Origin of the sequence: Thalassovita mediterranea, from assembly GCA_019448215.1 — a bacterium.
Lineage (GTDB): Bacteria > Pseudomonadota > Alphaproteobacteria > Caulobacterales > Hyphomonadaceae > Henriciella.
This window is the reverse complement of sequence record CP080408.1, coordinates 2,272,880-2,297,303: the sequence shown is the minus strand read 5'-3', so window position 1 is coordinate 2,297,303 and position 24,424 is coordinate 2,272,880. Positions and strand designations below refer to the sequence as shown.

Genomic DNA, 24,424 nt, shown 5'->3' with positions numbered 1-24,424 from the left:
CAAAATGTGCGGGTCCAAACGCGCGGACAAAAGAATGGTTTCACTGGCATTCCTGCCAGGCGACTGGCATTGCGCTTGCTTCGCGTCTCAGGAGAATTATGAAAGCTGTATCCCGATGAAACGTCTGATCGCCTCACTTGTCCTTGTCGCCCTGCCCTTCTCAGCGGCAGCGTCGCCGGACCTTGCCCGGGACTGGGGGACAAAGGCGAGCGCGCTTTACGAAGATACGATCGAGCTTCTGGAGAGCGATGCCGATATTCCCGACAGTTATGAGACCGAGATTGGCCGCTTTGCGCTGACCGCCGGGCGTCTTGGCAGCTGGATCGATGGTTCAGGCGGGCCGTCTGACCTTGGCTGCATCTTCCGCGGTATGGCCGAGGAAGGCGAAACGCAGCTCATGGCGCTGGAAAGCGCTGAAACGCCGGATGCGCGCGAAGACAGTCTGAAGCGTCTTGCGACCATGTTTTCCGACGCGGAAGCCATTGCTGCGGCCGCCGCTTTGTCAGCTGAAAAGGGCCGTCCCGCCGAGCTGCATACAGGTCAGAACAGCTGCGCAGCGAACTCCGCTGCAACCCACGCTATCCTGCAATAGACATTACAGCTGACCCATTCTGGGACACTTTATTTTTCTGCAGATAATTGGGAACGCTTCGCCCCCCTCGCGCATAGTCTAGGTCAGGAAGGCAGAATGCTTTTCCGATGACAGATCAGCTGCGGGCAGAAAGCCTGCAGCCTGTCCTATCCCCCGCACGGCCAGAATGGCTGCGTCCCCAAAAAGCCGGACCTGGTGACAGAATGCACCCCGGCACTTTTGCGGCGTGTTTTAGCGCCGCCTTCTCCCGAAAATCAGGACTTTTCGAACCGTGCCTTGAACGCCTCAGGGTCGAAGAAGCGGATGATGCCGGACTGGCTTCCGGTGGCCATCAGCGTGCCATCGTCGGCGAACATGGCGACGCGTCCATGCACAAAGCCATTGTGCACGCCCTCAATCTGGATGTCGCAGCAGACCCATTCAGTCTTAACGATCTGATGAATGCGCAGCGTATTGTCGAGCGAGTTCGCGCCAGCAGGCAGGCCGAGCGCATGGCTGGTGCCTGAGGGGACGAAGTCATTGATGATGGCGAGCATGGCCGAATCGATCGGATGACCCGTCTTCGATCGGCCCCAAAGGACGACGCGGCCATCCTTGCTGCTGCCCCCTTCGATAGCGCGGTCCGGTGAGTAACGCCCCTGCGCAACGCGCATGTCGAGATAATGGTGCAAGTCGACATTGTGCTTGTCGAAGCGCGGCATGGGCGGGCAGTCCTCTGGCCGCGCGACGTCGGGCTTGGTCTGCCATTGCTGGGAATGTTCGGACTCGCGCTCACCCACGGCGGCGTTCACCGTAAAGATCTCGCGGTCCTTGATATGGCCGAGAACACGCGCCTGGGTGATGTTCTTGCCGACCACGGGCGAGCGGACATCGACGTCGAGCACATCCGGCGGATTGGCAAAAGAGAGGTACTGCGCTGTCGCCCAGATGCAGGGGCGCCCTGTCGTGCGCTCCAGCGCCGTAATCGCGATACCGAGGCCGACGCCGCCAAACAGGAATTTCTTGCCGGGCGGGCCGACGCAATAGCGCTCCTCAACCGGCAGGTACCAGCGATAGGGATTGTGAGTCGATTTGAGATCAATGAAGGGCGCGTCTGTCATGGCGTTGGGCTTTAGCGCAAATTTTGCTGGCATGAAAAGCCGCTTGGAAGGTGACGCAGCGTCTAGCGCTCTTTCGGGTCGAGCGCGTCGCGCAGGCCATCGCCGATGAAGTTGAGGCAGAGCAGCGTCACCGCCATCAGGATGGCAGGCGCCATGAGCAGCCAAGGCTTGTCCTGCATTTCCTTTGCGCCGTTTGAGATCAGCACGCCGAGCGAGGTCAGCGGCTCATTCACGCCAAGACCGAGGAAAGAGAGGAAGCTCTCTGCCATGATGACGACCGGGATGGTCAGCGTCACATAGACGGCGACCGGACCAACCACGTTTGGCAGGATATGGCGGCGGATAATGGCCGGGCCAGAAACGCCTGCAGCGCGGGCGGCCTCGATGAATTCCTTGCCCTTGATGGCGAGGGTCTGGCCACGCACGATCCGGCTCATGGTGAGCCACTCCACAGCGCCGATGGCAGCGAAGATCAGGATGATGTTGCGGCCAAAAACGGTCAGCAGCAGGATCACGAAGAAGATGAACGGCATGGCATAAAGCACGTCCACGAACCGCATCATGAGATTGTCGGTGCGCCCGCCAACATAGCCGGCAATTGCGCCCCAGGTGACGCCGATGACCAGCGAGACGAGCGTTGCGACCATGCCCACGGCCAGCGAAATGCGAAGGCCGAGCAGGTTGCGCGCGACAAGGTCGCGGCCCTGCTCATCGGTGCCGAGCAGGTGCCAGTTCTCGAAAGTCGGGGCGAGCTCTGTCTGCGCCGAGATGCGGCTATAGTCGTGCACCCACAGCATTGGGCCAAAGGCGGCGAGGAAGATCATCACGCCGAGCACCCACATGGAGATCACGGCCGCCTTGTTGTTGAACAGGCGACGCTTGGCATCATCCCAGAGCGAGCGACCGCCAGCGAGAGCCTGTTCGACCGGATCCTTCCGGCCTGTCATGTCCAGTGTGTCGACCATCAGTCGTATTTCACTTTCGGATCGAGGAGTGCGTAGAGGATGTCGGCGATCAGGTTGAACAGCACGATCAGCGTTGCATAGATGATCAGCGCGCCCATCACGAGCGTGTAGTCACGGTTGATGGCGCCGTCGACAAAGTAGGAGCCCATGCCCGGCAGGCCGAAGATGCGCTCGATGACGAGTGAACCGGTCATCACGCGCGCCATGGCCGGGCCGGCGTAAGACACCAGCGGCAGGATCGCAGATGGCAGGACGTGGCGCATAATGACCTTGCGCTCCAGCAGACCCTTGGCGCGAGCGGTGCGCACATGAGGCGAGCGCATCGTCTCAATCGTCGAAGCGCGCATCAGGCGCGAAATGATAGCGATCTGCGGCAGGGCGAGCGTCAGGACCGGCAGGGTCATATTGTTGAAGCTCATCCCGATATTTGGATACTCACCCAGCCCGCCGACAGCGAACCAGCCTGCGCCGAGCGCAAAGGCGAGAATCAAGAGCGGGCCGGTCACGAATGTCGGGATTGAGATGCCCGCCATGGCAAAGCCCATGACGGTGTAATCGCCTGCTGTGTTCTGGCGAAGGCCTGCAAAGATACCAAGCCCCGTGCCGACGATCAGCGCGACCAGCATGGACATCGACCCGATGGCGAGGCTGACAGGAAGGCCATCAGCGATCAGATCATTCACGCTCTTGCCGAGCGTCTTCATCGACGGGCCGAAATCGCCCTGGACGACGCCCAGAAGGTAATCGACAAACTGCTTCCAGAGCGGCTGGTCCATGCCGAACTTGGCGGCGATGGCCGCTTCAGTGGCTGCGTTCAGCTTGCGCTCGCCGTCAAACGGGCCGCCAGGGGCAAGCCGCATCATGAAAAATGCGACAGCAATGATGACCAGAAGTGTCGGGATCGCGAACAGCAAACGCCGGATCACATAGGCCCAAGGAATGCGGGAAAGGCTTCGCTGCAGCGCTGACACGTAAGGAAACTCTCAGGCGATCTTCAAACAGAGGCGAAAGGCGGACTTGGCAGCCCGCCAGTGGCTTCCTAGGTTCACGCCAGACGAATGCTTGTCAACGCTACATGACACCGAGGTACCAGATGGCCGATATCCGAAACGTGACAGACAGTTTTTCTGTCGCGCCGCAAATTTCCGAAGACGATGTAGACGCCATCGCAAAGGCTGGTTTCAAGACCATCATTGCCAACCGGCCCGATGGTGAAGGCGGCGTTGACCAGCCGCGCATGGGCACGATCCGCGCCCGCGCAGAAGAGCTTGGCCTGACCTTTGTCGCCTTGCCTTTCTCAGGCGCTCCGACACCAGAGATCATCGAGCGCATGAACTCGATTCTCGCAGAGGCCCCTGCCCCCGCACTTGCCTATTGCCGCACAGGTACACGCTCGATCACGGCCTGGGCGCTCAGCCATGGCGGCCAGGGCCAGTCGGATGAGATCATCGAGGCTGGCGCAGCTGCTGGCTATGACCTCTCCGGTCTCAAGCCCCTGCTCTAGGCGGACCTGTCGCAGCGATAGCGGCAGTAAAAGTTTGATCACGAAACTTCAGGGCTTTATGAATTGAAGCTGAGAGGAAGTCGTGCGATTCCGGCGCCGGTCATGAACTGACCATCGTCCGCACGCAGGGGATAATGCATGTCCAGAAATTGGCTGGCAGATTTCAAGTATGAAGATGGCGCCTGGCTGGTGAAGAAAACCGGCCACCGCGTGCCTGCTAACCGTCAGCTGGCAAACGACATTTTCACCTGGCTGACCTTCTACACCATGGCTCAGTCTTGGCGCACCTGGCGCCGCATTACCGGGCACAAGCGCCCAACCATCGCCTTCCATCCTGACAAGCCGCGCCCCTGGTACTTCATCTGGCCCGTCATGCATGCCTCCGGCGCGAAGCTGATCTCTGACGTCTCGCAAGCCGACATTGTCTTCCAGTTCGACGACTCTACGCATGTGGATTCGGGCAAGCCGAAGACGAAACCGGGCGCCCGGCTCGTGAATTTCGGCTGCAATGACATCTCCAAGACCTGCGTCGCCGAAAGCTTTGGGCGCGCAGCAGGCTACAGCCTGAAAGTCGATCCGCGGACATTTGATGGGCCTATGGTCGAGAAGTCCGAAAAGAATGCATGTCATGATGGTCGCATCATCGAGGGCCCGATGGAGCCGCTCGACGGCAAGACCTATCAGCGCCTCATCGACAATGAGATCGAAGGCGGCCTCGTCGAAGACCTGCGCTGCTGCATCGTTGGCGGCGCACCGACCGTGGTGTTCCGCAAGCGCCGGCCGATCGCGCGCCGTTTCCTGAACGAGAATGTCGACGTCATCCTGGATGAGCCGCGCAAATGCTACTCGGCCGAGGAGATCGAGGTGATCTCTGCCTTCGCAAAGGAAATCGGCCTTGAATGGGGCGGCGTAGACGTGCTGCGCGACCGCAAGTCCGGCAAGATCTTCATTGTCGACGCGAACAAGACGGATATGGGCCCGCCCGTCGCCCTCAATCTGGGTGACAAGCTGAAAGCGACCCGGCGCATGGCACGCGCCTTCGTCCTCGCTTTCGCCCCACGCCGCAGCGCCTGAGACAGGCAAGTAAAGTTTCACAATTCAAGGTGAGGGAGTTCACTTGGGAATTCCATACATCAAAGATATCGACTTCGAATATGGCAAGGTCGAGCAGGTCAGCCCGCTCATCCGCCGGGTGATCGCGAACAATCCTGGCCCGTTCACCTTTGTCGGTACAGGCGTCTACATCATTGGCCACGGCAAGGTCGCGGTCATTGATCCGGGTCCTGACCAGTCCGAGCATTTCGACGCGCTGAAAGAAATCCTCAAGAACGAGACGATCACGCATGTGCTCGTCACGCATGGCCATTCAGACCATTCGCCACTGGCAAAGCCTCTGGCCGACTGGGCCGGCTGCCTGACCTATGCGAAGAATTCGGGCGTGCCGACCGCAAAAGGTGAGCTTGGCTCTGCCGACGATCTCGGCTTCATGCCGGACGTCCAGATCGGTGATGGCGACGTCATCTCCGGCCCCGGCTGGACGCTGGACGTGATCGAGACGCCCGGCCACACCTGCAACCATCTCTGCTTTGGCCTTCGCGAAGAGAATGCCTGCCTGACCGGCGATCACATCATGGGCTGGTCAACGACGATCGTGGCGCCGCCGGATGGCAATATGGGCGACTATATGCGCTCGCTCGACAAGATCGAGGAGCGCAATTTCGACATCATGTGGCCCACGCATGGCTCGCCGATCCGCGAGGATGTGAACGGCTTTATCCAGTCCTATCGCAATCACCGTCTCGACCGGGAATCGGCCATCATCAAGCATCTCGAAGCGGGTGAAACCAACATCCCGAAAATGGTCGAGACCATGTATGCCGACGTCGACAAACGCCTGCACCCGGCCGCTGCCCTTTCCGTCCTCGGCCATATGCTGAAGCTCGTCGAGGAAGGCCGCGTAGAGACCACCGATGCCAGTCCGACGGTGCGTTCCGAGTTCCGCTGGAAGGCGCTGCAACAGACGTCGTAGCGCATTGCGGCTTCATCCTTCGACAGGCTCAGGATGAGGGTGCGATTTGTCTCTCTGACAGACTTTGTCCCCAATAGGCTCATCCTGAGCGAAGTCGAAGGACGAGGCCCATCTGGCCGCGCGGGTGGCCTGCCCGGCAGGGCAGTGGCTAGAAGCCGAGCCCCTTCGCTATCGCTTTGACCTTGTCGCTTCGCCCGGGTGCGGACTTGTTCACCAGCCCCCAATAACGCTCCAGCGTCGCCGCATCAGCCTTGTCAGGTGAGCCGCTATCGAAAGGCGGCTGCGGGTCATACTCGATGGAAAGCTGGATGAATCTGGCGTGGTCTTCGCCTCTGATCTTTGCCGCGAGGGCGAGACCAAAATCGATGCCGGACGTTACCCCGCCGCCCGTCACCCGGTTGCGGTCGAAGACGACGCGCTGCTTCACCGGCTCCGCGCCGAAGAAAGCGAGCTGATCATGCGATGCCCAATGGCTCGTGGCGCGGTAGCCTTTGAGGAGGCCCGCCGCGCCGAGCACGATGGAACCTGTGCAGACGCTGGTGATCCAACTTGCGTCAGCGCCCACCTTCCGCACCCAGCCAAGCGTCTCTTCGTCCTGGATGATATCCATTGTGCCAAACCCGCCCGGGACGCAGAGAATGTCGGCGCTTTCAATATCGGCACATGTCTTGGTCGGCAGCAACGCAAAACCCGCATCCGTCGGCACGGGGTCTTTCGTCTTCCAGACAAGATCCACGGTCGTGTTGCCCAGCCGCGAGAGCACCTGCGCAGGCCCTGTCAGGTCAAGCTGGGTGACGTTCGGAAAGACGAGAAAAGCGACAGAGATTGGTGAAAGCTCAGACATTGGCAGCCCTCCTTTGAAAGGTGAGGTTCATGCCCAGGCGCACGGCGTGTCAACGCCGCGCTCCCCGGTGGTAAACCACCCAAGCGCCAGTCACGCGGCAGTCCTTTTATACTGCCAAGTCAGTCACCGGTCGATGCATCTGAAAATGAATTTTTGAGCTGCCCTCTTCCGCCCTCCCAGCGAAAGCTGGGACCCATGGCGGTTGAGAGCCCAGCCGCCATGGACCCCACCTTTCGGTGGGGAGGCGGTCTTCTTCGCAGGTGGAATTGAGCGCGTGAAGCTAAGGCTGGCGGCGGCCGTCTGCGCGTGATTCCAGTTCGTCCATGAAGGTGGAGACGCGGCGCGCGTTCATGCCGAGGTCGGAAAGGCCCACGCGGCTGATGGAGCGCATGTCGACGCGGGTTGCCCCTTCAACAGCACGGATGCGGATGGCGACGTCATCCTTGAAGCCGAACCAGGTCGAGGTTTCGGTGGCCTCAAGCGTGGTGCGTTCGACATCCTGACCGGTTTCCGGACGCGAGAAGATGTCCCAGCCGCGGCTTTCAGCGATCTGGAGCGCGTAGGAGGCGATCTCACCCGGCGACTGATCGAAATAGACCGGTTCAATCGGACGGTCGTAAGCAGGCTCAACCGTCTCACCGTCCACGGTGCGTTCGCGCTCGGCTTCTTCCTGCACTTCGGCGACGCGGCGCCCGCCCATGCCCGGCCAGCGGCCATCAGCGCTCTCATCAATGGTCGGATCATCCTGAACTTCATTGAGCGCGCCGTCGCTGCGGCGCTGGGCAATGAGCGATTCAGAAAGCGCAATCGGCTCTGACCAGTCGGTCTGGACGTCATGGATCGGCGGAAGCGATGCGGCCTGCGCCCCAAACCCTGCGAGCCGGAAGAAGACCATTAGCGCAATGAGGAGGGCCGCCAGCGCGAGCAAGCCGGGCTGGAAGCGCGGCGCTTTGATCAAAGCGACAATCATTGCGATAACCGAGAGGCCAAGCGCCAGGAAGGTCAGCCACTTGCCCCACTGCATGACCAGAGTGCCGAGGCCGAACTGCCAGCTCCAGAGCCCGAACTTCGAGCCAAGCGCTGCAGCGGCAAACCAGAGCACCGTAAAGATCGACACGCCGAGCGCGGCGCCCGCCACGGTCAAACGCCATCCAGCCTTTTTCGTCGTATCGCTCATTCCAGCCTCCCCGACTGTACCTATGAAACTGCGCTGAGATTTAACTCAGGCCCGTGCTTTGACAAACCTTCCCCTTGAGGAAGCGGCGGCTATCGCGTCTGGCCGCCATCGACAGGGATAATCGCCCCAGTCACGAAACTTGCCCGCTCACTAAGAAGATATGCTGCGGCCGACCCGATTTCTTCTGGTTTGCCGAAGCGCTGGAGCGGGACTTCGCGTCGTATCCACTTCTTCCAGACATCGCCGCGCTCACCCCCGCTGCGTTCTTCCCAGGACCCGCCCGGGAAGATGATATTGCCCGGTGAGATGGCATTGATGCGGATCCCGGCTGGCCCGACGACACGGGCCAGCTCCTTGACCATATGGTTCATCGCCGCCTTGGCTGTGCCATAGGTGAGCGGCGTGCCCAGCGCGCCCATGCCAGCGATGGAAGAAATAGCGACGATCGACCCTTCTCGGCGTGGCTCCATCTTGCGCAGGCAGGTGCGGGCAAGGCGGAAGGCGCTGTCGAGGTTCTGCTGCATGCCGGCCGTCCAGGTGTCGTCATCGACATCGAAGCCTGGAGGGCAAGGATGAAGGCCGACATTGGCGACTGCGCCCCAAAGCGGGCCGAACTCGCTCTCGATGGCGTCGACCATCTCTTCGAGCGTCTTTGTCTCGCGCAGGTCTCCGGCACGCGCCCAGAGACGATCCTCTCCATACTGGCTAGCGAGGCGGGCGCGCTCTTCTTCAAGCTTCTCAGCGCCGCGCGCCGCAATGGCAACGCGCGCGCCTTCTTCGAGAAGTGTTTCAACGATCCCGAGGCCGATGCCGCGGCTAGCGCCCGCGACAAAGACCACTTTGTCCTTCAAATTCAGATCCATCGGATCAGGCCGTCGGCAGCTTGTAGTCTGCGAACATCTCGCGGAGTTTCAGCTTGTTGATCTTGCCGGTCGCGCCGAGCGGGATCTCGTCGACGAACTGGACATCATCCGGCGTCCACCATTTGGCGATCTTGCCTTCAAGCTGTTTGAGAACGTCTTCCTTGCTTGGGTTTTCGCCCGGTGCAGGCTGCACGATCAGGAGCGGCCGCTCATCCCATTTCGGGTGGTAGATGCCGATAGCGGCAGCGTTCGCGACTTTCGGGTGACCGACAGCAAAATTCTCGATGTCGATGGAGCTGATCCACTCACCGCCGGACTTGATGACGTCCTTGGCGCGGTCGGTGATCTGCATGGTCGAGTACTGGTCGAGCGTCGCAACGTCGCCTGTGTCAAACCAGCCATCGCCATCAATCGCGAGCTCATCGGCCTTGAAGTAGGATTTCGAGATGGCCGGGCCGCGGCAGACGAGGCGGCCGGACGTCTTGCCGTCGCGCGGCAGCGTCTTGCCTTCATCGTCGATGATCTTGAGCTCCACACCGAATGGCGGACGGCCCTGCTTCAGCTTGAATTCCATCTGCTCTTCGTGGGAGGCGTCGATCAGGCTAGGCGGCAGCGCGCCGAGCGTACCCATCGGCGACAGCTCTGTCATGCCCCATGCGTGGAAGACGTCGACATCATAGTCCTCTTCAAAGGCGCGCAGGATCTTCTCAGGCACAGCCGACCCGCCAATCACGACCTTGCGAAGGTGTGGCAGCTTCAGATTGTTTTCCTGAAGATAGGTGAGCAGCAGGAGCCAGACGGTCGGCACGGCGGCCGTGATCGTGACCTTCTCCTTGTCGAGGAGCTCATAGATCGCCTTGCCGGACATGTCGGCGCCCGGCATGACCAATTTCGCGCCCGTCGCCGGACACGCAAAGGCGAGACCCCAGGCATTGGCGTGGAACATCGGCACGACCGGCAGAACCACGTCTGCTGCGCCCATGCCGAGCGTATCGACGCCCATGGTGATGAAGGTGTGGAGCACGTTGGAGCGGTGCGAATAGAGCACGCCCTTCGGATTGCCTGTTGTACCGGACGTATAGCAGAGGCCGCAGGCGGTCTGCTCATCAAAGTCGCCCCAGATAACATCCGTCGACTTGCCCTTGATCCAGTCCTCATAGGAAACCGCGCCCAGCGAGTTTTCCGGCATGTTCTCCGGAGAGGTCAGGATGATGTACTTCTCGATCGTCTTGATCTGCGGCTTTGCCGCCTCGACCAGCGGCAGGAAGCTCGTATCGAACATCAGGATACGGTCTTCTGCATGGTTCGCGATCCAGGCGACCTGATCGGGGTGAAGGCGCGGATTGATCGTGTGCAGCACGGCGCCGATGCCCATCGTGCCATACCAGGCTTCCATGTGGCAGGCCGTGTTCCAGGCCAGCGTTGCAACGCGGTCGCCGAGCTTGATGCCCTCTCCCTTCAGCGCCGAGGACACCATCTTGGCGCGCTCATGGATCGCCTTGTACGTCGTGCGCGTGACATTGCCTTCGACTTCGCGGGTGACGATCTCGCGGTCGCCATGATTGTGAGCGGCATGGTCGAGCACCTTGTCGACGGTGAGCTGCCAGTTTTGCATCAAGCCGTGCATGTTCTTTCCTCCAGATTTTTTTCACGGGTTTCCGTGGCGTTCGGTTTCTTCTATGTCCCAGCTACTTCAACGGCAAGCGATGGCGAGCGAGGTCAAATGTCCCAGACTTATTTTCTGGCGAGCGCCCTGATGCTGGGCACGGTTCTGACAGGCTGCAACGAGGCCGCGACGGCGCCAGCCGAGACCTCTGATACCGCGCCAGCAGAATCATCCGTCGAGCAGGAACAAGCTGCAACGCCCGTTTCAGGCGGGCGCGACCTGCCCCGGCTGTTCGATTGCGTGCGCGAAGAAGGCGGCGTGCTCATCGCTGCTCATCGCGGCGGCCCTGCCCCCGGTTTCCCGGAAAACGCCGTGGAGACATTCCAGCACGCCCTCGATGCCGGTATTCCGATGATGGAGATCGACGTTGCCGAGAGCCGGGATGGTGTCCTCTTCCTGATGCATGACCGCTCCCTCACCCGCACGACAACGGGTGAAGGCCCTGTGGCCGACACAAGCTGGAGCGAGATTTCGCAGCTGCGTCTCGTTGATAATGAGGGCCGGGTCACCTCCTTCAATCCGCCAACGCTGGCCGACGCGCTGGAATGGGCGGTGGAGACAGGCGCGATCCTCGAACTCGACCGCAAGGAAACAACTAGCTTCCGCAATATCATCGGTGAGGTCCGCACGGCTGGCGCCGAGGACAATGTCATCATCATCACCTATTCGGATGAGGAAGCCTGGCAGGTCGCCGAGATTGCGCCAGACCTGATGATGACGGCAGGCGTCGGCAACCGCGAGCATGAAGCCGCCCTCCTCGAAGGCGGTGTTGATCCTGACAAGCTCGTCGCATGGACGGGCACGCGCGAGCCAAGCTTCGGCAAGTGGCGCGGGCTTGCCAGCAAGGATATCGAAAGCGCGTTCGGCACGCTTGGCCGCCCGGGCGAGCGCCTCGACGATCAATACTGGGCCGATGGCGACCCCTCGGAATACGTATCACTGATAGAAAACGGCCTTGTTTTGCTCGCAACCGACACGCCTTACAGACTTGTGAGTGACAATGGGCTTCCGGCGCGTTTTGTAAACGCAACTGAAACCTGTCTCGACTAGACAGGGGAAGGCTTTCAGCGATGCGGAGTCCGCCCAAAAGGCTTCAAAATTTTATCTTTGGAAAGATAATATTCACCTTTTGGGGCGATTAATCCTCAGTAGAAGAGCCGGTTGGCCAATGGGAACACATGTCCCACCGCCAGCCTGAGTTCTGTGAAGGGGGTTTATCCGGCTATGCAGAAGCGTTTGCTGCGTCGAATATTCAAATTGGGACCGATGCTATTCGGCCTCGGCTTCCTGACCCCGCTTGCCGCCCAGCTACTCATCGCTGCGAATGTGTCACTTCCATTCGGTATGACGCCGCTGCTCGCTGGCTTCCTCATCGCCATGGCACTTGCCGTTCCCGCACAGATCCGGGGGCGCTGGATCTGATGTCGAACCGCGATCTCTCATCCCTGACGCCAAAGGAACTGGCGCGTATCGAACGCGATATCGCCCGCAGGCATATCGGCAAGTTTCCGTGGCTCGCCGTCACGGCAGGCATTGGCGTATTCGTCGGATGGCTGGCGCTCTGGCCGCTGGTGCTGATGGATGTCATCCCGGCATGGTCAGGTTTTATCGCTGCAACCATCCTTGCGATTATCGGCTACCTTCCCTCACATGAGGCTCAGCACGACATTATCGCGCGTCCCGGCTCAAAGCTGCGCTGGCTGAACGAACTGGTTGGACATGTCTCAACCATTCCGCTTGCCCTGCCTTATGGCCTCGCCCGGGTGACCCATAGAGAGCATCACAAGCACACGAACCATCCTGAGCATGATCCCGATTACAGCTCGCGTGCACCGGGACCGCTCAGCGCCATCTGGCAGGCGATCCAGAACGTCCAGCCGCGCGCAAAGGGCGGCTATAATGCCTATGGCCGGACCTTGAAGCGGCTTGGCAGGACGGATGTGCTAAGAACCGCTGCGCTTTACAGGTCTGCCTGGTTTCTGACGCTGTTCGCGCTCGCCTGGAGCGGCCACGCCATCGAGGCAGCGGCGCTCTGGTGGCTGCCGCACCATGTCGGCTATATCTATATCCAGTATTATCTGAGCTGGGCGCCGCATCACCCGGCCAATGAAACCGCCCGCTACCGCCATACCCGCAGCTTCCGCGCCGCGCTCGGCAACATTGGCTCGCTCGGCATGCAGTACCACATCGTGCACCACCTGCACCCGCGCATCCCTTTCCTGCGCACGCCCGAAGCCTATTGGGAAATGAAGCCGGTACTGGAAGCACAGGGCGCCCGGGTCGAAGACCTTTAGCGCCGCCCGCACCTTCCCGCTTTTCTGCGGCCTTTCCCAAATTGATTGACGTTTCGCCCGATCAGGCGTATGTGCCCGCCCCAAGGTGAGAGACGCCTGCCGTTCGCCGGACGAATAGTCCGATGGTGAAGATCTCCGGGGCGAAAGCCTCGTCCTCCCGGAACTGTCCTTCCCATCAGGGGACCGGTCCAGCGGTAAGGCGAACATCCGCATCATGCGCCCGGTCTATCGATGTGAAAGACGAACGGAAGATGTCACTCAACATTACGACGAGAGCGCAGGCAAAAGCCCATGCGCGAGAACTACGTGCCGAGGCAGCCCAGCGCGGCGAAAGCCTCAGCCATGCCCGCGCGCTCGAAGCGGTGGCGCACAAGCTTGGCTATCGCGACTGGAACACCGCGTCAGCGCGCCTGTCGAACCAGGCCGACGTGCCGATCCAGGTCGGTGAGCGTGTGTCTGGACGCTATCTGAAACAGCCCTTCGAAGGCCGCGTGCATGGTGTGCGAGAGCTTGCCGGCGGCATGGGCTATGAGATCACACTCCACTTTGATGAACCTGTGGATGTGGTTGAATTCGATAGCTTTTCCGGCCTTCGCCAACGCGTCAGCGCGATGATCTCCGAGGAGGGTATCTCCTGGGACAAGACCAGCGATGGGGTGCCGCACCTCATCGTGCAACGCGACAGCGCTGGCCTGATCTGACCTTTGGGCCCGGGCGGCCTGCCTTTTTATGTCCTTGTTTTTGCGCAAGTATCCGTTCGCAAACGATCCCGTTTGCTCCGAACTTGCTCTAGGGGTAGAGCCGCTCGGGTGTCCAGACGCCGTTCTTCATGGTGAATTTCAGCCGGTCATGCATCCGGAAGGCCTGGTCCTGCCAGAACTCGATGCTTTCCGGCACCACCCGGTAGCCGCCCCAATTGTCAGGACGCGGAATATCCTCGCGGCCATCATATTCCTCGCTCAGCGCGTCGATACGCTGGGCAAAGACATCGCGCGATGGCAGCGGGCGGGACTGATCGGACGCGATCGCGCTGATCCGGCTCGCCTTGGCGCGTGAGGCGAAATACTCGTCGGCTTCTGCATCCGGCACAGAGATGACGCTGCCGCGCACGCGGACCTGCCGGCGCAGAGACTTCCAGTGAAAACCGAGCGCCGCATGCGGGCTGGCCTTCAACTGCTCACCCTTGGCGCTTTCAAAGTTGGTGTAGAAGGTGAAGCCCTCCTCACCGACCGACTTCAGAAGCACCACCCGCACGTCCGGGCGCCCGTGACCGTCAACAGTGGCGAGCGACATGGCGTTGGAGTCGTTGAGCTCCTTCTCGCGCGCCGTCGCCATCCAGTCCCTGAACAGGGCAAGCGGGTCAGCAACATCCGGGATCAGCGGATTTCCTTCACTGTCGCGCTTATAGTCCGCCTCTGTCGGCGTTGGCGGGATGACACTCTTGTCGCTCATCTTCTGCTCTTTCAGTCGTGATCAGGCGAGGATGCCGCCATCTACGCGCAGCACCTGTCCGGTAATATAGTCTGCCTTGTCCGAGGCGAGGAATGCGACAGCATCAGCAATGTTCTGCGCACTGCCCCAGCGCCCTTCCAGCGGGATGACTTTGGCGATGCCCGCCATCGTCTTCTCCCGGTCAAGTCCGCTCTCGAAAGCAGTCGTCCACATGCCATCATCGATCACGCCCGGCGCGACAGCGTTCACGCGGACCCCTGCCCGGCCGAGGTCGATCGACATATTGCGCGTCATGGAATTTACCGCGCCCTTGGAGGCCGAGTAGGCGATCTGGCCGATGCTGCCCGTGCTGGCAGACACCGACGAGATGTTCACGACATTGCCTTTGCGCGACTTCAGGCTGTCGGTCAGTGCGTCGGTGAGCAGGATCAAATTGCGGACATTTACATTCAGCGTGTTGTCGAGGCCGTCTTCCGTGACGCGGCCGGCCGGCTCATGCACGCTGACGCCGGCATTGTTCACGAGGATATCGACGGGGCCGAGCTGTTCCAGGATGGCTTCTGCCGTCGGCTTCCAGCCATCGGATGAGCCAAGGTCAGCGTGAATAACAACCGGCTCACCGGGCAGCTCCTTGGCCAGTTCCTCGAGCGCCTCGACACTGCGAGCGACGAGGGCAAGGCGCGCGCCGCCCTCGGCCAGCGTCTTTGCGATGGCCCGTCCGATGCCGCGGCTCGCGCCGGTCACGACGGCATTCTTGCCTTTGAAGTCGTATGTCATGCTTTCTTCCTCCTCATCTTTTCTCTGTGCTGATGAGCGTATTGCGTTCGCCAGCCCTTTCAAACAGCAAACTGGCGCAGGGTGAGCGCGCTGCGGCCATGTGCGGCGCTTGCCCTCGCCCTCCAAATTCGCCATTGATGCGCGCAATAGACAGAACGCCAATGCTGGAAGGAAACCTCCCATGAAAAAGCCCGTCAAAGTTGCCGTTACAGGTGCCGCCGGTCAGATCGGTTACGCCCTGCTCTTCCGTATCGCCGCTGGCGACATGCTGGGCCCGGACCAGCCCGTAGATCTTCACCTGCTCGAAATCACCCCGGCCCTCGGCGCGCTCGAAGGCGTGACGATGGAGCTCAATGACTGCGCCTTCCCGCTGCTGAACAAGATCGTGCAGACCGATGACCCGAACGTCGCCTTCAAGGATTGCGATTATGCGTTGCTCGTCGGCGCGATGCCGCGCAAGCAGGGCATGGAGCGCAAGGACCTGCTGTCAGCCAATGGCGGCATCTTTGGCCCACAAGGCAAGGCGATCAACGATCACGCCTCGCGCGATGTGAAAGTCCTCGTTGTTGGCAACCCGGCCAACACGAACGCGCTCATCGCCCAGCAGAACGCACCGGACCTCGACCCGAAATGCTTCACCGCCATGGTCCGTCTCGACCATAACCGCGCGATGAGCCAGCTCGCCGAGAAGACCGGCGCGCACAATACCGACATCAAGAACGTCATCATCTGGGGCAACCACTCGGCGACCCAGTATCCGGACATCCACCACGCAACGGTCAAAGGCAAAGACGCCAAGCCGCAGGTCGACGATGCCTGGTACACCGACACCTTCATCCCCGACGTGCAGCAGCGCGGCGCGGCGATCATCAAGGCACGCGGTGCCTCCTCTGCCGCTTCGGCTGCCTCTGCCGCCATCGACCATATGCGCAGCTGGGCCCTCGGCACGCCTGAAGGCGAGTGGGTGTCCATGGGCATTCCGTCCGACGGCTCCTACGGCATCGAGCCGGGCGTCATCTATGGCTATCCGTGCACCTGCAAGGACGGCAAGTATGAGATCGTCCAGGGCCTCGAGATCAATGAATTCTCGCGCGGCAAGATGGATGCAACCGATGCGGAGCTGCGCGAAGAGCGCGCCGCTGTCGAGCACCTGTTCGCCTAGGGCCTCGGACCTCCTGAAAAAGACGGGCAGCCATGTCGCACAATACGTTCGGCCACCTCTTCCGCGTGACCACCTGGGGCGAAAGCCACGGGGCGGCGATCGGATGCGTGGTGGATGGCTGTCCGCCAAACCTGCCGCTGGATGAGGCTTATGTGCAGGGCTTCCTCGACAAGAGAAAGCCCGGCACCAGCCGCTTCGTGACCCAGCGCAAGGAGCCGGACGAGGTGCGCATCCTCTCCGGCGTCTTCGCTGACGACCGCACGGATGGCCAGGTCACGACCGGCACGCCCATCTCGATGATGATTGAGAATGTCGACCAGCGCTCCAAGGACTATTCGGAAATCCGGGACCGTTACCGCCCCGGCCATGCCGACTATGCCTATGACCGGAAATACGGGATCCGCGACTATCGCGGCGGCGGGCGCAGCTCTGCGCGCGAAACCGCGATGCGGGTTGCTGCAGGCGCCGTAGCGCGGCGTGTTCTGGGTGATAGCATTACGATCCGCGGCGCCGTGATCCAGATCGGCCCGCACATGATCGACCCGGAAAACTGGGACTGGGACGAGACGGGGAAGAACCCTTTCTGGTGCCCGGACGCCAAGACGGCCGCGCAGTGGGAAGACTTTCTGGACGAGACCCGCAAGGCTGGCTCCAGCGCCGGTGCCATTGTCGAGGTCCACGCCTCAGGCGTGCCTGCCGGATGGGGCGCGCCCATCTATGGCAAGCTCGACAGCGAACTTGCGAGCGCCATGATGAGCATCAATGCCGCGAAGGGCGTCGAGATTGGCGCTGGTTTTGCCTCCGCTTCATATTCTGGCGAAGAGAACGCCGACGAGATGCGCATGGGCAAAGAAGGCGTGCGCTTCCTGTCGAACAACAATGGCGGCGTCGCAGGTGGTATCAGCACGGGTCAGGACGTTGTGGTCCGCGTCGCGATCAAGCCGACCTCATCCATCCTGTCGCAAACCCGCTCTGTGACCCGCGACGGCGACGAAGTCGATGTGCGCACAAAAGGCCGCCACGACCCCTGCGTCGGAATTCGCGCTGTGCCTGTCGCCGAAGCGATGATGGCCTGCGTGCTGGCGGACGCAAAGCTGCGTCATCGCGGGCAGATGGGTTAGTCAGGTAGGCGCCCTCATCCTCGGCGATGTCCGAGGACAAGAGCGCGCCATGAAAGACGGCTATCGGCTTAATAAGAGCCGAGCGCGTTCATTAGATCCCTTGAGCAAATCATCCGGGTTGAATAGTCCGCGTTAGGCTCATGGTACCAGGTTTTCGACCTTTCGCCGGGCTCTACACCGTCAGAGAAATCGAGAAAGTCATCCCCTTGGGATCGACCGTCTGCGTAATCGACGAATGCGGTCACGCCCTGCTGTCCATGATTGACGAAATAAACATAGCCTCGACCGCCGCTCACGCCTGAATGGCGGCTTACACGACTGCCATCATCGCAATAGTTCTCACTCGTATGCGACTGATCTGGATAGTAATAGTCAGAAGTGCTTTCGCAGCCCGACAAGAGCAGGGCGCATGCCCCGACAACCAAATATACAGCTTTCATTGATTGGAATCTCTGGGTGGAAGAGAGCCCTATCTATCCATCCTGCATTTTCCAGCGCAACTGAAATTTCGGGCCTGTAGGGGGCGTCCCTACCCCACAAACGCCTTCTCGATGACAAACTCGGCCGGAGCGGCATTCGAGCCTTCGGTCAGTCCGGCTTCCTGCATGAGGTCTTTCATTTCCAGCGTCATCGGCATGGAGCCGCAGATCATCACACGGTCCGTCGACGGATCGAGCGGTGGCAGGTCCAGCTGCTTGAACAGCTCGCCAGAGCGGATGAGGTCCGTCGGGCGGCCCATGCGGTCTGACTGCTCCTGCGTGCAGGAGGTGAAAAGTTTCAGCTTGCCATGCACCATCTCACCGACGAGCGGATCATTGACGAGGTCCTCGACCAGCTTGGTGGAGTATTGCAGCTCCCCATTCTGGCGGCAGGTATGAGTGACAATGACGTCCTCGAACTTCTCATAGGTCTCCGGGTCGCGCACCAGGCTGGCGAAAGGCGCAAAGCCCGTACCCGTAGAGAACATGTACAGCCGCTTGCCCGGCGTCAGCGCATCGAGCACCAGCGTGCCGGTCGGCTTCTTGCCTAGCAGCACCTTGTCGCCCGGCTGGATTTTCTGAAGGCGGGAGGTCAGCGGGCCGTCCGGCACCTTGATCGAATAGAATTCCAGAGACTCGTCCCAGGACGGCGAGGCCACCGAATAGGCCCGCAGCAGCGGTTTGCCGTCTTCGCGCGGCAGGCCGATCATGACGAACTCGCCCGAGCGGAAGCGGAAGCTTTGCGGGCGCGTGATGCGGAAAGAGAAAAGCCGGTCGGTATAATGCTCTACCGAGAGGACAGTCTCTTCGGTTGGCGCGTTCGGATTGACGCGTGGCGCGGCAGATTGCTGGCTGGCAGTCGTCATTGTTTCGTCCCGATAATCACTGGTCGATGGGTGACATGACGGCGAAAGCCTCGATGTGCAAGCGGCGTAACGGTCGCATTAGCAGAACTAAATAAGGAAAGGCAGGCACGGCGATGGGGAGCCGGCCTGCCTTTCACAGGTGGTGCGCAGCTGAGGTTCAGGGCATTTGCGGCGCACTCACCCAGTTCACGTCCGGATCATTCGTACTGACGAGCTCTCCCAGCTCATAGACATTGGTGTAGCCATAGCCGTGCAGGTTGATGAAGGTCGGGATGTTCAGCGCGAGCGGGGCCCGCTTCAGCATGACCGGCGCGATATCGTCAGCGAAATTGTTGTTGCAATAGATGAGGATGCGCGTGCCGCGATGGGCGATGAGGTCGGAAAGCTTCTCATCAGTGAAGTCGGCAAAGTTGATATTGATGGCACCGTCGATGTGGCCCAGCGCGAAAGCCTCCGCGCTTCGGCTATCGAGAATGATCGTGTCAGCTTCGCTCGCCATCTCATTGAATTCGGCGAGGCTGACGAGGCGTGTGGCGCGCAGCGCCATGACATCCTCACCTGCCTGCATGAAGCCGGCATAGTCGATTTCTGGCGAGCCTGCGGCCTGCGCGTCGGCCTTGGCGCTCACACCTGCGAGAACGAATGAAAGCAGCGCCGTCAGCGCGAATGCAGTGTTGCGGCGAGCACCCATGACCTCTCCTCCTCAGTCAGTGCGATGAGGAGACAGTCACCCGCAAATGGGGCGGCAATCGGGTGAGGCGCGGGCGATTGAGGGGTTTTCATAAGAAAAGCGGCGCCACATTCGCAGCGCCGCTTCCCTCAAGATTTGCGTGGGATCAGTCGGCGCCGACGACCCAGTAGCGCTCGACCTTGTAGTAATCGAAGGCCGCATCGCGCGCGGCTGCGCCATCATCCTTGGTCAGTTCTTTCAGGCTGTGCGAGGGGGCCTGCTTCAGCTGTTCCTCGCTGAACGGGACGATATAGCCGCCCTTGTCCTTCTCATAATCGAGCGAGGCCCATGGAATGGCGTGAAACTTCTCACCGAGGCCAAGGAAGCCGCCAAAGCCGACGACCGCAAACATGATCTGGTTGTCGAGCTTGTTCAGCATAACGTCCTCGATCTCGCCGATCTTGTCGCCGCTGGTGGAGTAGACATCCGTCCCGATGACGCGGGAGGCGCGGATGGCAGTGGTATGTCCGTCTGGTGTGGGCATTTTCAATTCCTTTCTGGTTTTGCGTCGAAGCGTTCTGCTCCTGCCCAATCAACCAGATGGATCGCCCGCTTGTTCCTGTCAGTCCGCTTGCAAACCGGTAACTTCTTTCCAGTGCTGGCGGCAGAGCGACAGATAGTGGTCCTTGTCGATATCGACCTGCTGGCCCTCGGTCTGTGGCTGACCGGCCTCATCTACGCGGGCCGTCATCGTCGCCTTCTTGCCGCAATGGCAGATGGTGCGGATTTCCCGCAAGCTGTCGGCGATGCCGAGCAATTCAGCCGAGCCATCGAACAGCTTGCCCTGGAAGTCGGTACGAAGGCCATAGCAGAGAACGGGGATACCCAGCTCGTCTGCCACGCGTGACAGCTGCCAGACCTGCGCAGGGCTGAGGAATTGCGCCTCATCCAGAAGGACAGCGCTTAGCGGCGTGCCTGCATGCGTTGTCTCGATCGCAGAGAAGAGATCGACGTCGCCATTGAAGCGGTGGGCGTCTGAGGCAAGACCGATCCGCGACGAGATGCGCGCATCCTCGACATCGTCGGCCTTGGTGAAGTGCGACGTCCAGAGCATGACCGTCATGCCCCGCTCGCGGTAGTTATGGGCCGATTGCAGGAGGATGGTCGATTTGCCGGCATTCATCGCCGAATAGGTGAAATAGAGCTTCGCCACGGTCTTTCCTCATCTCAGGCAGGGCCTGCCTTTCGCAGACATTTGGCTTGGCCTGATTCCGTCCGCTGCCGGACACTCAATCGGCAGGCGCCTCGATCTCTTCTGTCAGGAAATGGCGCGCTTCGCGATCCTCGATCTCGATCACCCAGAGGTCGCTGTCGCGGCTTCGGGCGCGGCGAACGTAATCATCGGCCTCTGCCTCGCTTTCGCCCACGCCCTGAAGGCGCACATCAGAGAAGATACGGGTGCCTTCCATGCTCGTGCGGGGGACGTAGACGCGCGCGCCGCCCTTCAGATCAGCCACCTTCACGATGACGTCGCCCCTCTCGCGGTCGCCCTTCTGCAGGATGAAGCAGCTGGCACCGGCCACCTGTACCCGGCGCACCAGCGCATCGACCCAGAGCCATGTGGGCAAGCGTTCTTCAAACATACCGTCCGGCTCCTCTCATCCGGCACGCCCTTTGCAAGTTGCGTAATCGTTAACGATTTACTAATACGCCGCCAGGGAGTGGGCCATGTTCAACATCGTCATTCAGTCAGGCGCCGCCATAAAGGCTGCCAGTGAAACCGCAAGCGTGAATGCCCTGTCGCTCGGCGGCAAGGATTTCCTGTCGGCGCGCGCCATTGATGTCACCGGCTCGCCTGTCCTGCCGCTCGAAGTCGTGATCGTCATGATCGGCGCGCTTCTGGTCAGCGGCTTTGCGCTTCTTCTGCGCGAGACGCGCATCGAACGGCGCAAATTCAAGTCCTGAAACGACCAGGCTGTCTCAAGCTCTAACTAGACGCTGGTCGTCTCGAGCAGCGCACTTTCGGTTTCTTCGAGGTCTGCCTTTGGCAGGATGACGCGCACGCGCGTGCCCTCGCCGGGCGCGGTATCGATGATGACCTTGCCCTGCATCAGGTCTGCGAAAGTCTTCACGACAGCGAGGCCAAGCCCCGTACCTGCCCTGCCCTTCGCATTGCTTCCCTGCTGGAATGGCCGCGCTACCTGCTCCAGGTCGCTGGCGCTCATCCCGGCACCCATATCCCGCACAGACAGGGCAACGGTCGAGGAACCTGACCGCGCATCGATGCTGACCATTGAGCCTCTCGGCGAGTATTTGATCGCGTTCGACAGGAGGTTCTGCCAGATCTGGCGCACTGCGCGTGCATCTGCCAGCGCCCAGACTTCATTGCCTGCCTTCTGGCGGATGGAGACGCCGGCCCGGTCCGCAAAGGCAGAAAGCTGCGCGATGACGGACTCGCTGCTGGCGACGAGATCGACCGGCTCAAGGTCGAACCGGATATGTCCCGACTCTGCCTTGGCATAGTCGAGGATGTCCTCAACGGTGAGAAGCAGGTCCTGCCCGCTCTCATGGATCAGCTCGACATATTCGCGGTAGGCTTCCGGCAGGTCGCCGCGAAGCTCATTACGCATGAGATCGGAGAAACCGAGAATGGCGTTGAGCGGGGTCTTGAGCTCATGGCCGAGGCTCGCAAAGAAGGCGGTGCGCTCTGCAAGCGCCTCTTCGGCGGCATGGGCACGGACGAGTGCCTCATCGTCACCCGTCTCCAGATTCTCTTCTTCCGCTTCCGGTTCTTCGACCAGGCTCATGAAGACGCGCATGCCGGCTGCATGCGGATCAAAGATGAGCTCAAGCGGTGCGCGGCCAATATCGATATCAAGGCGTGTGCCGTCGGATGAGAGGGCCGCCTCGATCCTCGGCCGGTGGGGTTCGTCGAACGCCTCAACGAAAGGTTGCTTCTGACGCGGGCTGACCGGCGCATTGATCTCGCCCGACACCATGCGCACGCGCCCGTCATCGGCGACGTCCACGATCATGACAGGGCCAGTGCGCGCAGGCGTGTCTTCCTTGATCTCAGGACCGGCCCTCACGGGCGCAAGGGCCGTAGCGGCGAACACGTCTGCAGGCTCACGCCGCAGGATCGCCACGAGCAACAAGGCCCCGGCAAAGATCGCATTCAACGAGAGCACACCGCTGAACATGTCCAGCGCAGGATCATCGAGCGCGCCATTGAGGAAGGCAGCGGCGAGAAGGCTGCCGGCAAGCCCCAGAAGCGCAAAGACGCAGATTTCCACCACATGGGAGCGCCAGCCAAACGCCAGCACGAAGAGCGGCGCCAGCGCCCCCGTCGCAATCGCAGGCGAAAAGAAACCGCCCGTCACGAAGACAAGACCAGACGCAAGCGCGATCCATGGCAGGATGGCGAGAACGGATTTGCGCGCGACAGGCCAGCGGCGCCCGCGCAAGGCAACGAGGATGGTCAGGACAGATGGCAGCGCCGCGCAGGCGAACACAGCAACCGCAATCAGACCCGGCATGCCTTCGCGAACTGCAAGCACAGCTGCAGCGACGGCCCCGGCCAGCCAGATCAGGGAGGCAGATGTTACCGCGATTTTAGACGAGCTGTTCATCTGTCGGTTAGAAATGCCACGCATCCTTGCGGCTGAAGAATTCAAGTTGAGTCGGTTGCCTATTTTGCCGTAGATTATGGCGAGTTGCGCAAGAATGATAGAGCGAGGCATGCCTTCGCGTCTCAGGGGAAACAGAATGAAACTCGGAAGAATTCACGCAGCAGTGACCGCCGGCATGCTCGTGGCGCTTGCCGCCACAGCTCAGGACAGCACCCCAGAACAGGCTGCTGAACCCGCGACCGCGCAGGCCATTCCAACGGTTCAACCTTACAGCGTTGCACCGGCGCCAGACCCGCTCGCGACGGCCGCAGCCGTCTATGCCACCTATCAGAGCGATGTGACCCGTCTTGAGCAGCAGAAGTTCGAGGACGTCGCCTCGATCCAGACCGCGCTCAGCGATCTTGGCAGCCAGAACCATGACCAGCTGTCGCGTGGCTGGATCGCCTATTCGGCGCTGATCGCCTCGCAGGACCCGGAATTCCGCGCCGCTGTGCGCGACGGTGAAGCCTATTACGGCCGCGACTTCCTCGTGCGCGGCCTGCAGAATGATGTTCGCTTTGCCCGCACGATGCACGGCGGCTCGGCCGCTGTTAGCGCCGCCCTCAACGCAGGTGCCGCCGATGCCCAGCGCCTTCAGGCCACCGCACAATCAGTTAAGGAGCAAGCCTACAGCCTTCAGGCTTATGGCTGGGCCAAGGGCACGCTGGGCGACTCTGGTGCGCTTGCAACCCGCCTTCGCGCTGACTCCCTCGTTGGCCGTACCGCCAGCAGCGACATGACGACCGCTTTCCGCGCGCCTGATATCGGCAACGTCCTCTCGACCGCAGGCCGGGCCGGCACGCCCTCTATCTGGCGCAATATCACAGGCGCGACTGACCGTGTCCGCGTTGCAAATGTCGGCACCATCACCCGTGGCACACGCCGGACCGTAGCGCCTGGCAGCGAGCAGGTTGCCGACAAGATCGCAACGCTTGCCGCCTACCGCGTGCTTGGTAGCGAGCAGACCGGCCCTGCCCCGATCCAGGGCGCGATGACCGAAAGCCAGACCTCTGGCTGCATGAACATGGCCAATCTGAACCTGCAGCAGTGCATCGCCGCGACGCACCAGCATTTCGAAGTGCCATTCTGCCTCGGCGAGCATGCGCTTGCTGAGATTGGAAGTTGCATCGCCAAGGTCAGCAACTAGGATAACGGGTATTCAATCTCTCGCCCCGACCCTCAACTGGGGGCCGGG

General features: G+C 61.0%; 26 protein-coding genes and 1 pseudogene. 12 read left to right on the top strand and 15 right to left on the bottom strand.

The features are described 5' to 3' along the window. Positions 1-34: 34 nt before the first annotated feature. Complete coding sequence (locus KUV46_11310) at positions 35-592, top strand: hypothetical protein (GenBank protein ID QYI99928.1); 558 nt, start codon at positions 35-37, stop codon at positions 590-592. A 254-nt stretch (positions 593-846) separates the two neighbouring features. Here KUV46_11310 and KUV46_11305 read toward each other — a convergent pair whose 3' ends face one another. The 3 genes and pseudogenes from KUV46_11305 to KUV46_11295 form a co-directional block, all read right to left on the bottom strand. Further along, the gene (locus KUV46_11305) at positions 847-1,725 is read right to left on the bottom strand and encodes a thioesterase family protein (protein ID QYI99927.1); all 879 of its coding nucleotides are present in this window, start codon (positions 1,723-1,725) and stop codon (positions 847-849) included. 29 nt (positions 1,726-1,754) lie between these two features. Further along, entirely contained in the window at positions 1,755-2,639 is an 885-nt protein-coding gene (locus KUV46_11300) for an ABC transporter permease subunit (GenBank protein ID QYJ02396.1), read from the bottom strand. A gap of 17 nt (positions 2,640-2,656) precedes the next feature. Further along, positions 2,657-3,586: pseudogene (locus KUV46_11295) on the bottom strand (ABC transporter permease subunit). Between the two features lie 164 nt (positions 3,587-3,750). On the opposite strand from KUV46_11295, the gene KUV46_11290 reads away from it, so the two are divergent. The 3 genes from KUV46_11290 to KUV46_11280 all read left to right on the top strand — a co-directional run bounded on the left by KUV46_11290 (position 3,751) and on the right by KUV46_11280 (position 6,190). Further along, a complete protein-coding gene (locus KUV46_11290; GenBank protein QYI99926.1) occupies positions 3,751-4,161 on the top strand; it encodes a TIGR01244 family phosphatase in 411 nt (136 codons plus the stop codon). 138 nt (positions 4,162-4,299) lie between these two features. Continuing rightward, positions 4,300-5,235: a hypothetical protein gene (locus KUV46_11285; GenBank protein ID QYI99925.1), complete on the top strand. Its 936-nt coding sequence runs from the start codon at positions 4,300-4,302 to the stop codon at positions 5,233-5,235. 43 nt (positions 5,236-5,278) lie between these two features. Continuing rightward, the gene (locus tag KUV46_11280) at positions 5,279-6,190 is read left to right on the top strand and encodes an MBL fold metallo-hydrolase (GenBank protein QYI99924.1); all 912 of its coding nucleotides are present in this window, start codon (positions 5,279-5,281) and stop codon (positions 6,188-6,190) included. Between the two features lie 148 nt (positions 6,191-6,338). Here the strand turns inward: KUV46_11280 and KUV46_11275 are convergent, their stop codons facing one another. The 4 genes from KUV46_11275 to KUV46_11260 form a co-directional block, all read right to left on the bottom strand. Beyond that, a complete protein-coding gene (locus tag KUV46_11275; GenBank protein ID QYI99923.1) occupies positions 6,339-7,034 on the bottom strand; it encodes a DJ-1/PfpI family protein in 696 nt (231 codons plus the stop codon). 280 nt (positions 7,035-7,314) lie between these two features. After that, positions 7,315-8,211, bottom strand: a complete 897-nt coding sequence (locus KUV46_11270; GenBank protein QYI99922.1) for a DUF1499 domain-containing protein — start codon at positions 8,209-8,211, stop codon at positions 7,315-7,317. An 89-nt stretch (positions 8,212-8,300) separates the two neighbouring features. After that, entirely contained in the window at positions 8,301-9,062 is a 762-nt protein-coding gene (locus KUV46_11265; protein ID QYI99921.1) for an SDR family oxidoreductase, read from the bottom strand. A gap of 16 nt (positions 9,063-9,078) precedes the next feature. After that, positions 9,079-10,701 carry a long-chain-fatty-acid--CoA ligase gene (locus KUV46_11260; protein ID QYI99920.1) on the bottom strand — a complete coding sequence of 541 codons (1,623 nt, stop codon included), beginning with the start codon at positions 10,699-10,701 and terminating at the stop codon, positions 9,079-9,081. A 96-nt stretch (positions 10,702-10,797) separates the two neighbouring features. On the opposite strand from KUV46_11260, the gene KUV46_11255 reads away from it, so the two are divergent. The 4 genes from KUV46_11255 (at position 10,798) to KUV46_11240 (ending at position 13,735) form a co-directional block, all read left to right on the top strand. Beyond that, a complete protein-coding gene (locus KUV46_11255; GenBank protein QYI99919.1) occupies positions 10,798-11,790 on the top strand; it encodes a glycerophosphodiester phosphodiesterase family protein in 993 nt (330 codons plus the stop codon). A gap of 207 nt (positions 11,791-11,997) precedes the next feature. Beyond that, entirely contained in the window at positions 11,998-12,162 is a 165-nt protein-coding gene (locus KUV46_11250; protein QYI99918.1) for a hypothetical protein, read from the top strand. Further along, on the top strand, positions 12,162-13,034 hold the full coding sequence (locus KUV46_11245; protein QYI99917.1) for a fatty acid desaturase: 873 nt from the start codon (positions 12,162-12,164) through the stop codon (positions 13,032-13,034). Before KUV46_11250 ends, KUV46_11245 begins: the two co-directional genes overlap by 1 nt. Positions 13,035-13,285: 251 nt before the next feature. Continuing rightward, entirely contained in the window at positions 13,286-13,735 is a 450-nt protein-coding gene (locus tag KUV46_11240) for a hypothetical protein (protein QYI99916.1), read from the top strand. Between the two features lie 88 nt (positions 13,736-13,823). Here KUV46_11240 and pdxH read toward each other — a convergent pair whose 3' ends face one another. Both pdxH and KUV46_11230 read right to left on the bottom strand, forming a co-directional pair. After that, positions 13,824-14,486: a pyridoxamine 5'-phosphate oxidase gene (pdxH, locus tag KUV46_11235; GenBank protein ID QYI99915.1), complete on the bottom strand. Its 663-nt coding sequence runs from the start codon at positions 14,484-14,486 to the stop codon at positions 13,824-13,826. Positions 14,487-14,507: 21 nt separating this feature from the next. Next, positions 14,508-15,263 (bottom strand): SDR family oxidoreductase, encoded by a 756-nt coding sequence (locus KUV46_11230; GenBank protein ID QYI99914.1) that lies wholly within the window; start codon positions 15,261-15,263, stop codon positions 14,508-14,510. A gap of 181 nt (positions 15,264-15,444) precedes the next feature. Here KUV46_11230 and KUV46_11225 point away from each other — a divergent pair, with 181 nt between their 5' ends. Further along, on the top strand, positions 15,445-16,425 hold the full coding sequence (locus KUV46_11225) for a malate dehydrogenase (GenBank protein ID QYI99913.1): 981 nt from the start codon (positions 15,445-15,447) through the stop codon (positions 16,423-16,425). 32 nt (positions 16,426-16,457) lie between these two features. Continuing rightward, complete coding sequence (gene aroC / locus KUV46_11220) at positions 16,458-17,546, top strand: chorismate synthase (GenBank protein QYI99912.1); 1,089 nt, start codon at positions 16,458-16,460, stop codon at positions 17,544-17,546. A 529-nt stretch (positions 17,547-18,075) separates the two neighbouring features. On the opposite strand, the gene KUV46_11215 is transcribed toward aroC, so the two are convergent. From KUV46_11215 to KUV46_11195, 5 genes are all read right to left on the bottom strand, one after another. Beyond that, positions 18,076-18,891 carry a ferredoxin--NADP reductase gene (locus KUV46_11215; GenBank protein QYI99911.1) on the bottom strand — a complete coding sequence of 272 codons (816 nt, stop codon included), beginning with the start codon at positions 18,889-18,891 and terminating at the stop codon, positions 18,076-18,078. Between the two features lie 157 nt (positions 18,892-19,048). Continuing rightward, the gene (locus KUV46_11210; GenBank protein ID QYI99910.1) at positions 19,049-19,582 is read right to left on the bottom strand and encodes a rhodanese-like domain-containing protein; all 534 of its coding nucleotides are present in this window, start codon (positions 19,580-19,582) and stop codon (positions 19,049-19,051) included. 145 nt (positions 19,583-19,727) lie between these two features. Further along, a complete protein-coding gene (locus KUV46_11205) occupies positions 19,728-20,105 on the bottom strand; it encodes a PRC-barrel domain-containing protein (protein ID QYI99909.1) in 378 nt (125 codons plus the stop codon). 78 nt (positions 20,106-20,183) lie between these two features. Further along, on the bottom strand, positions 20,184-20,774 hold the full coding sequence (locus KUV46_11200) for a thymidine kinase (protein ID QYI99908.1): 591 nt from the start codon (positions 20,772-20,774) through the stop codon (positions 20,184-20,186). Between the two features lie 76 nt (positions 20,775-20,850). Next, on the bottom strand, positions 20,851-21,204 hold the full coding sequence (locus KUV46_11195) for a DUF1491 family protein (protein QYI99907.1): 354 nt from the start codon (positions 21,202-21,204) through the stop codon (positions 20,851-20,853). 85 nt (positions 21,205-21,289) lie between these two features. Between KUV46_11195 and KUV46_11190 the strand changes: the two genes are divergently transcribed. Then, complete coding sequence (locus tag KUV46_11190) at positions 21,290-21,526, top strand: hypothetical protein (protein QYI99906.1); 237 nt, start codon at positions 21,290-21,292, stop codon at positions 21,524-21,526. 26 nt (positions 21,527-21,552) lie between these two features. Here KUV46_11190 and KUV46_11185 read toward each other — a convergent pair whose 3' ends face one another. Beyond that, positions 21,553-23,190 carry a HAMP domain-containing histidine kinase gene (locus tag KUV46_11185; protein QYI99905.1) on the bottom strand — a complete coding sequence of 546 codons (1,638 nt, stop codon included), beginning with the start codon at positions 23,188-23,190 and terminating at the stop codon, positions 21,553-21,555. A 136-nt stretch (positions 23,191-23,326) separates the two neighbouring features. Between KUV46_11185 and KUV46_11180 the strand changes: the two genes are divergently transcribed. After that, entirely contained in the window at positions 23,327-24,376 is a 1,050-nt protein-coding gene (locus KUV46_11180) for a hypothetical protein (GenBank protein ID QYI99904.1), read from the top strand. Positions 24,377-24,424 lie beyond the last annotated feature (48 nt).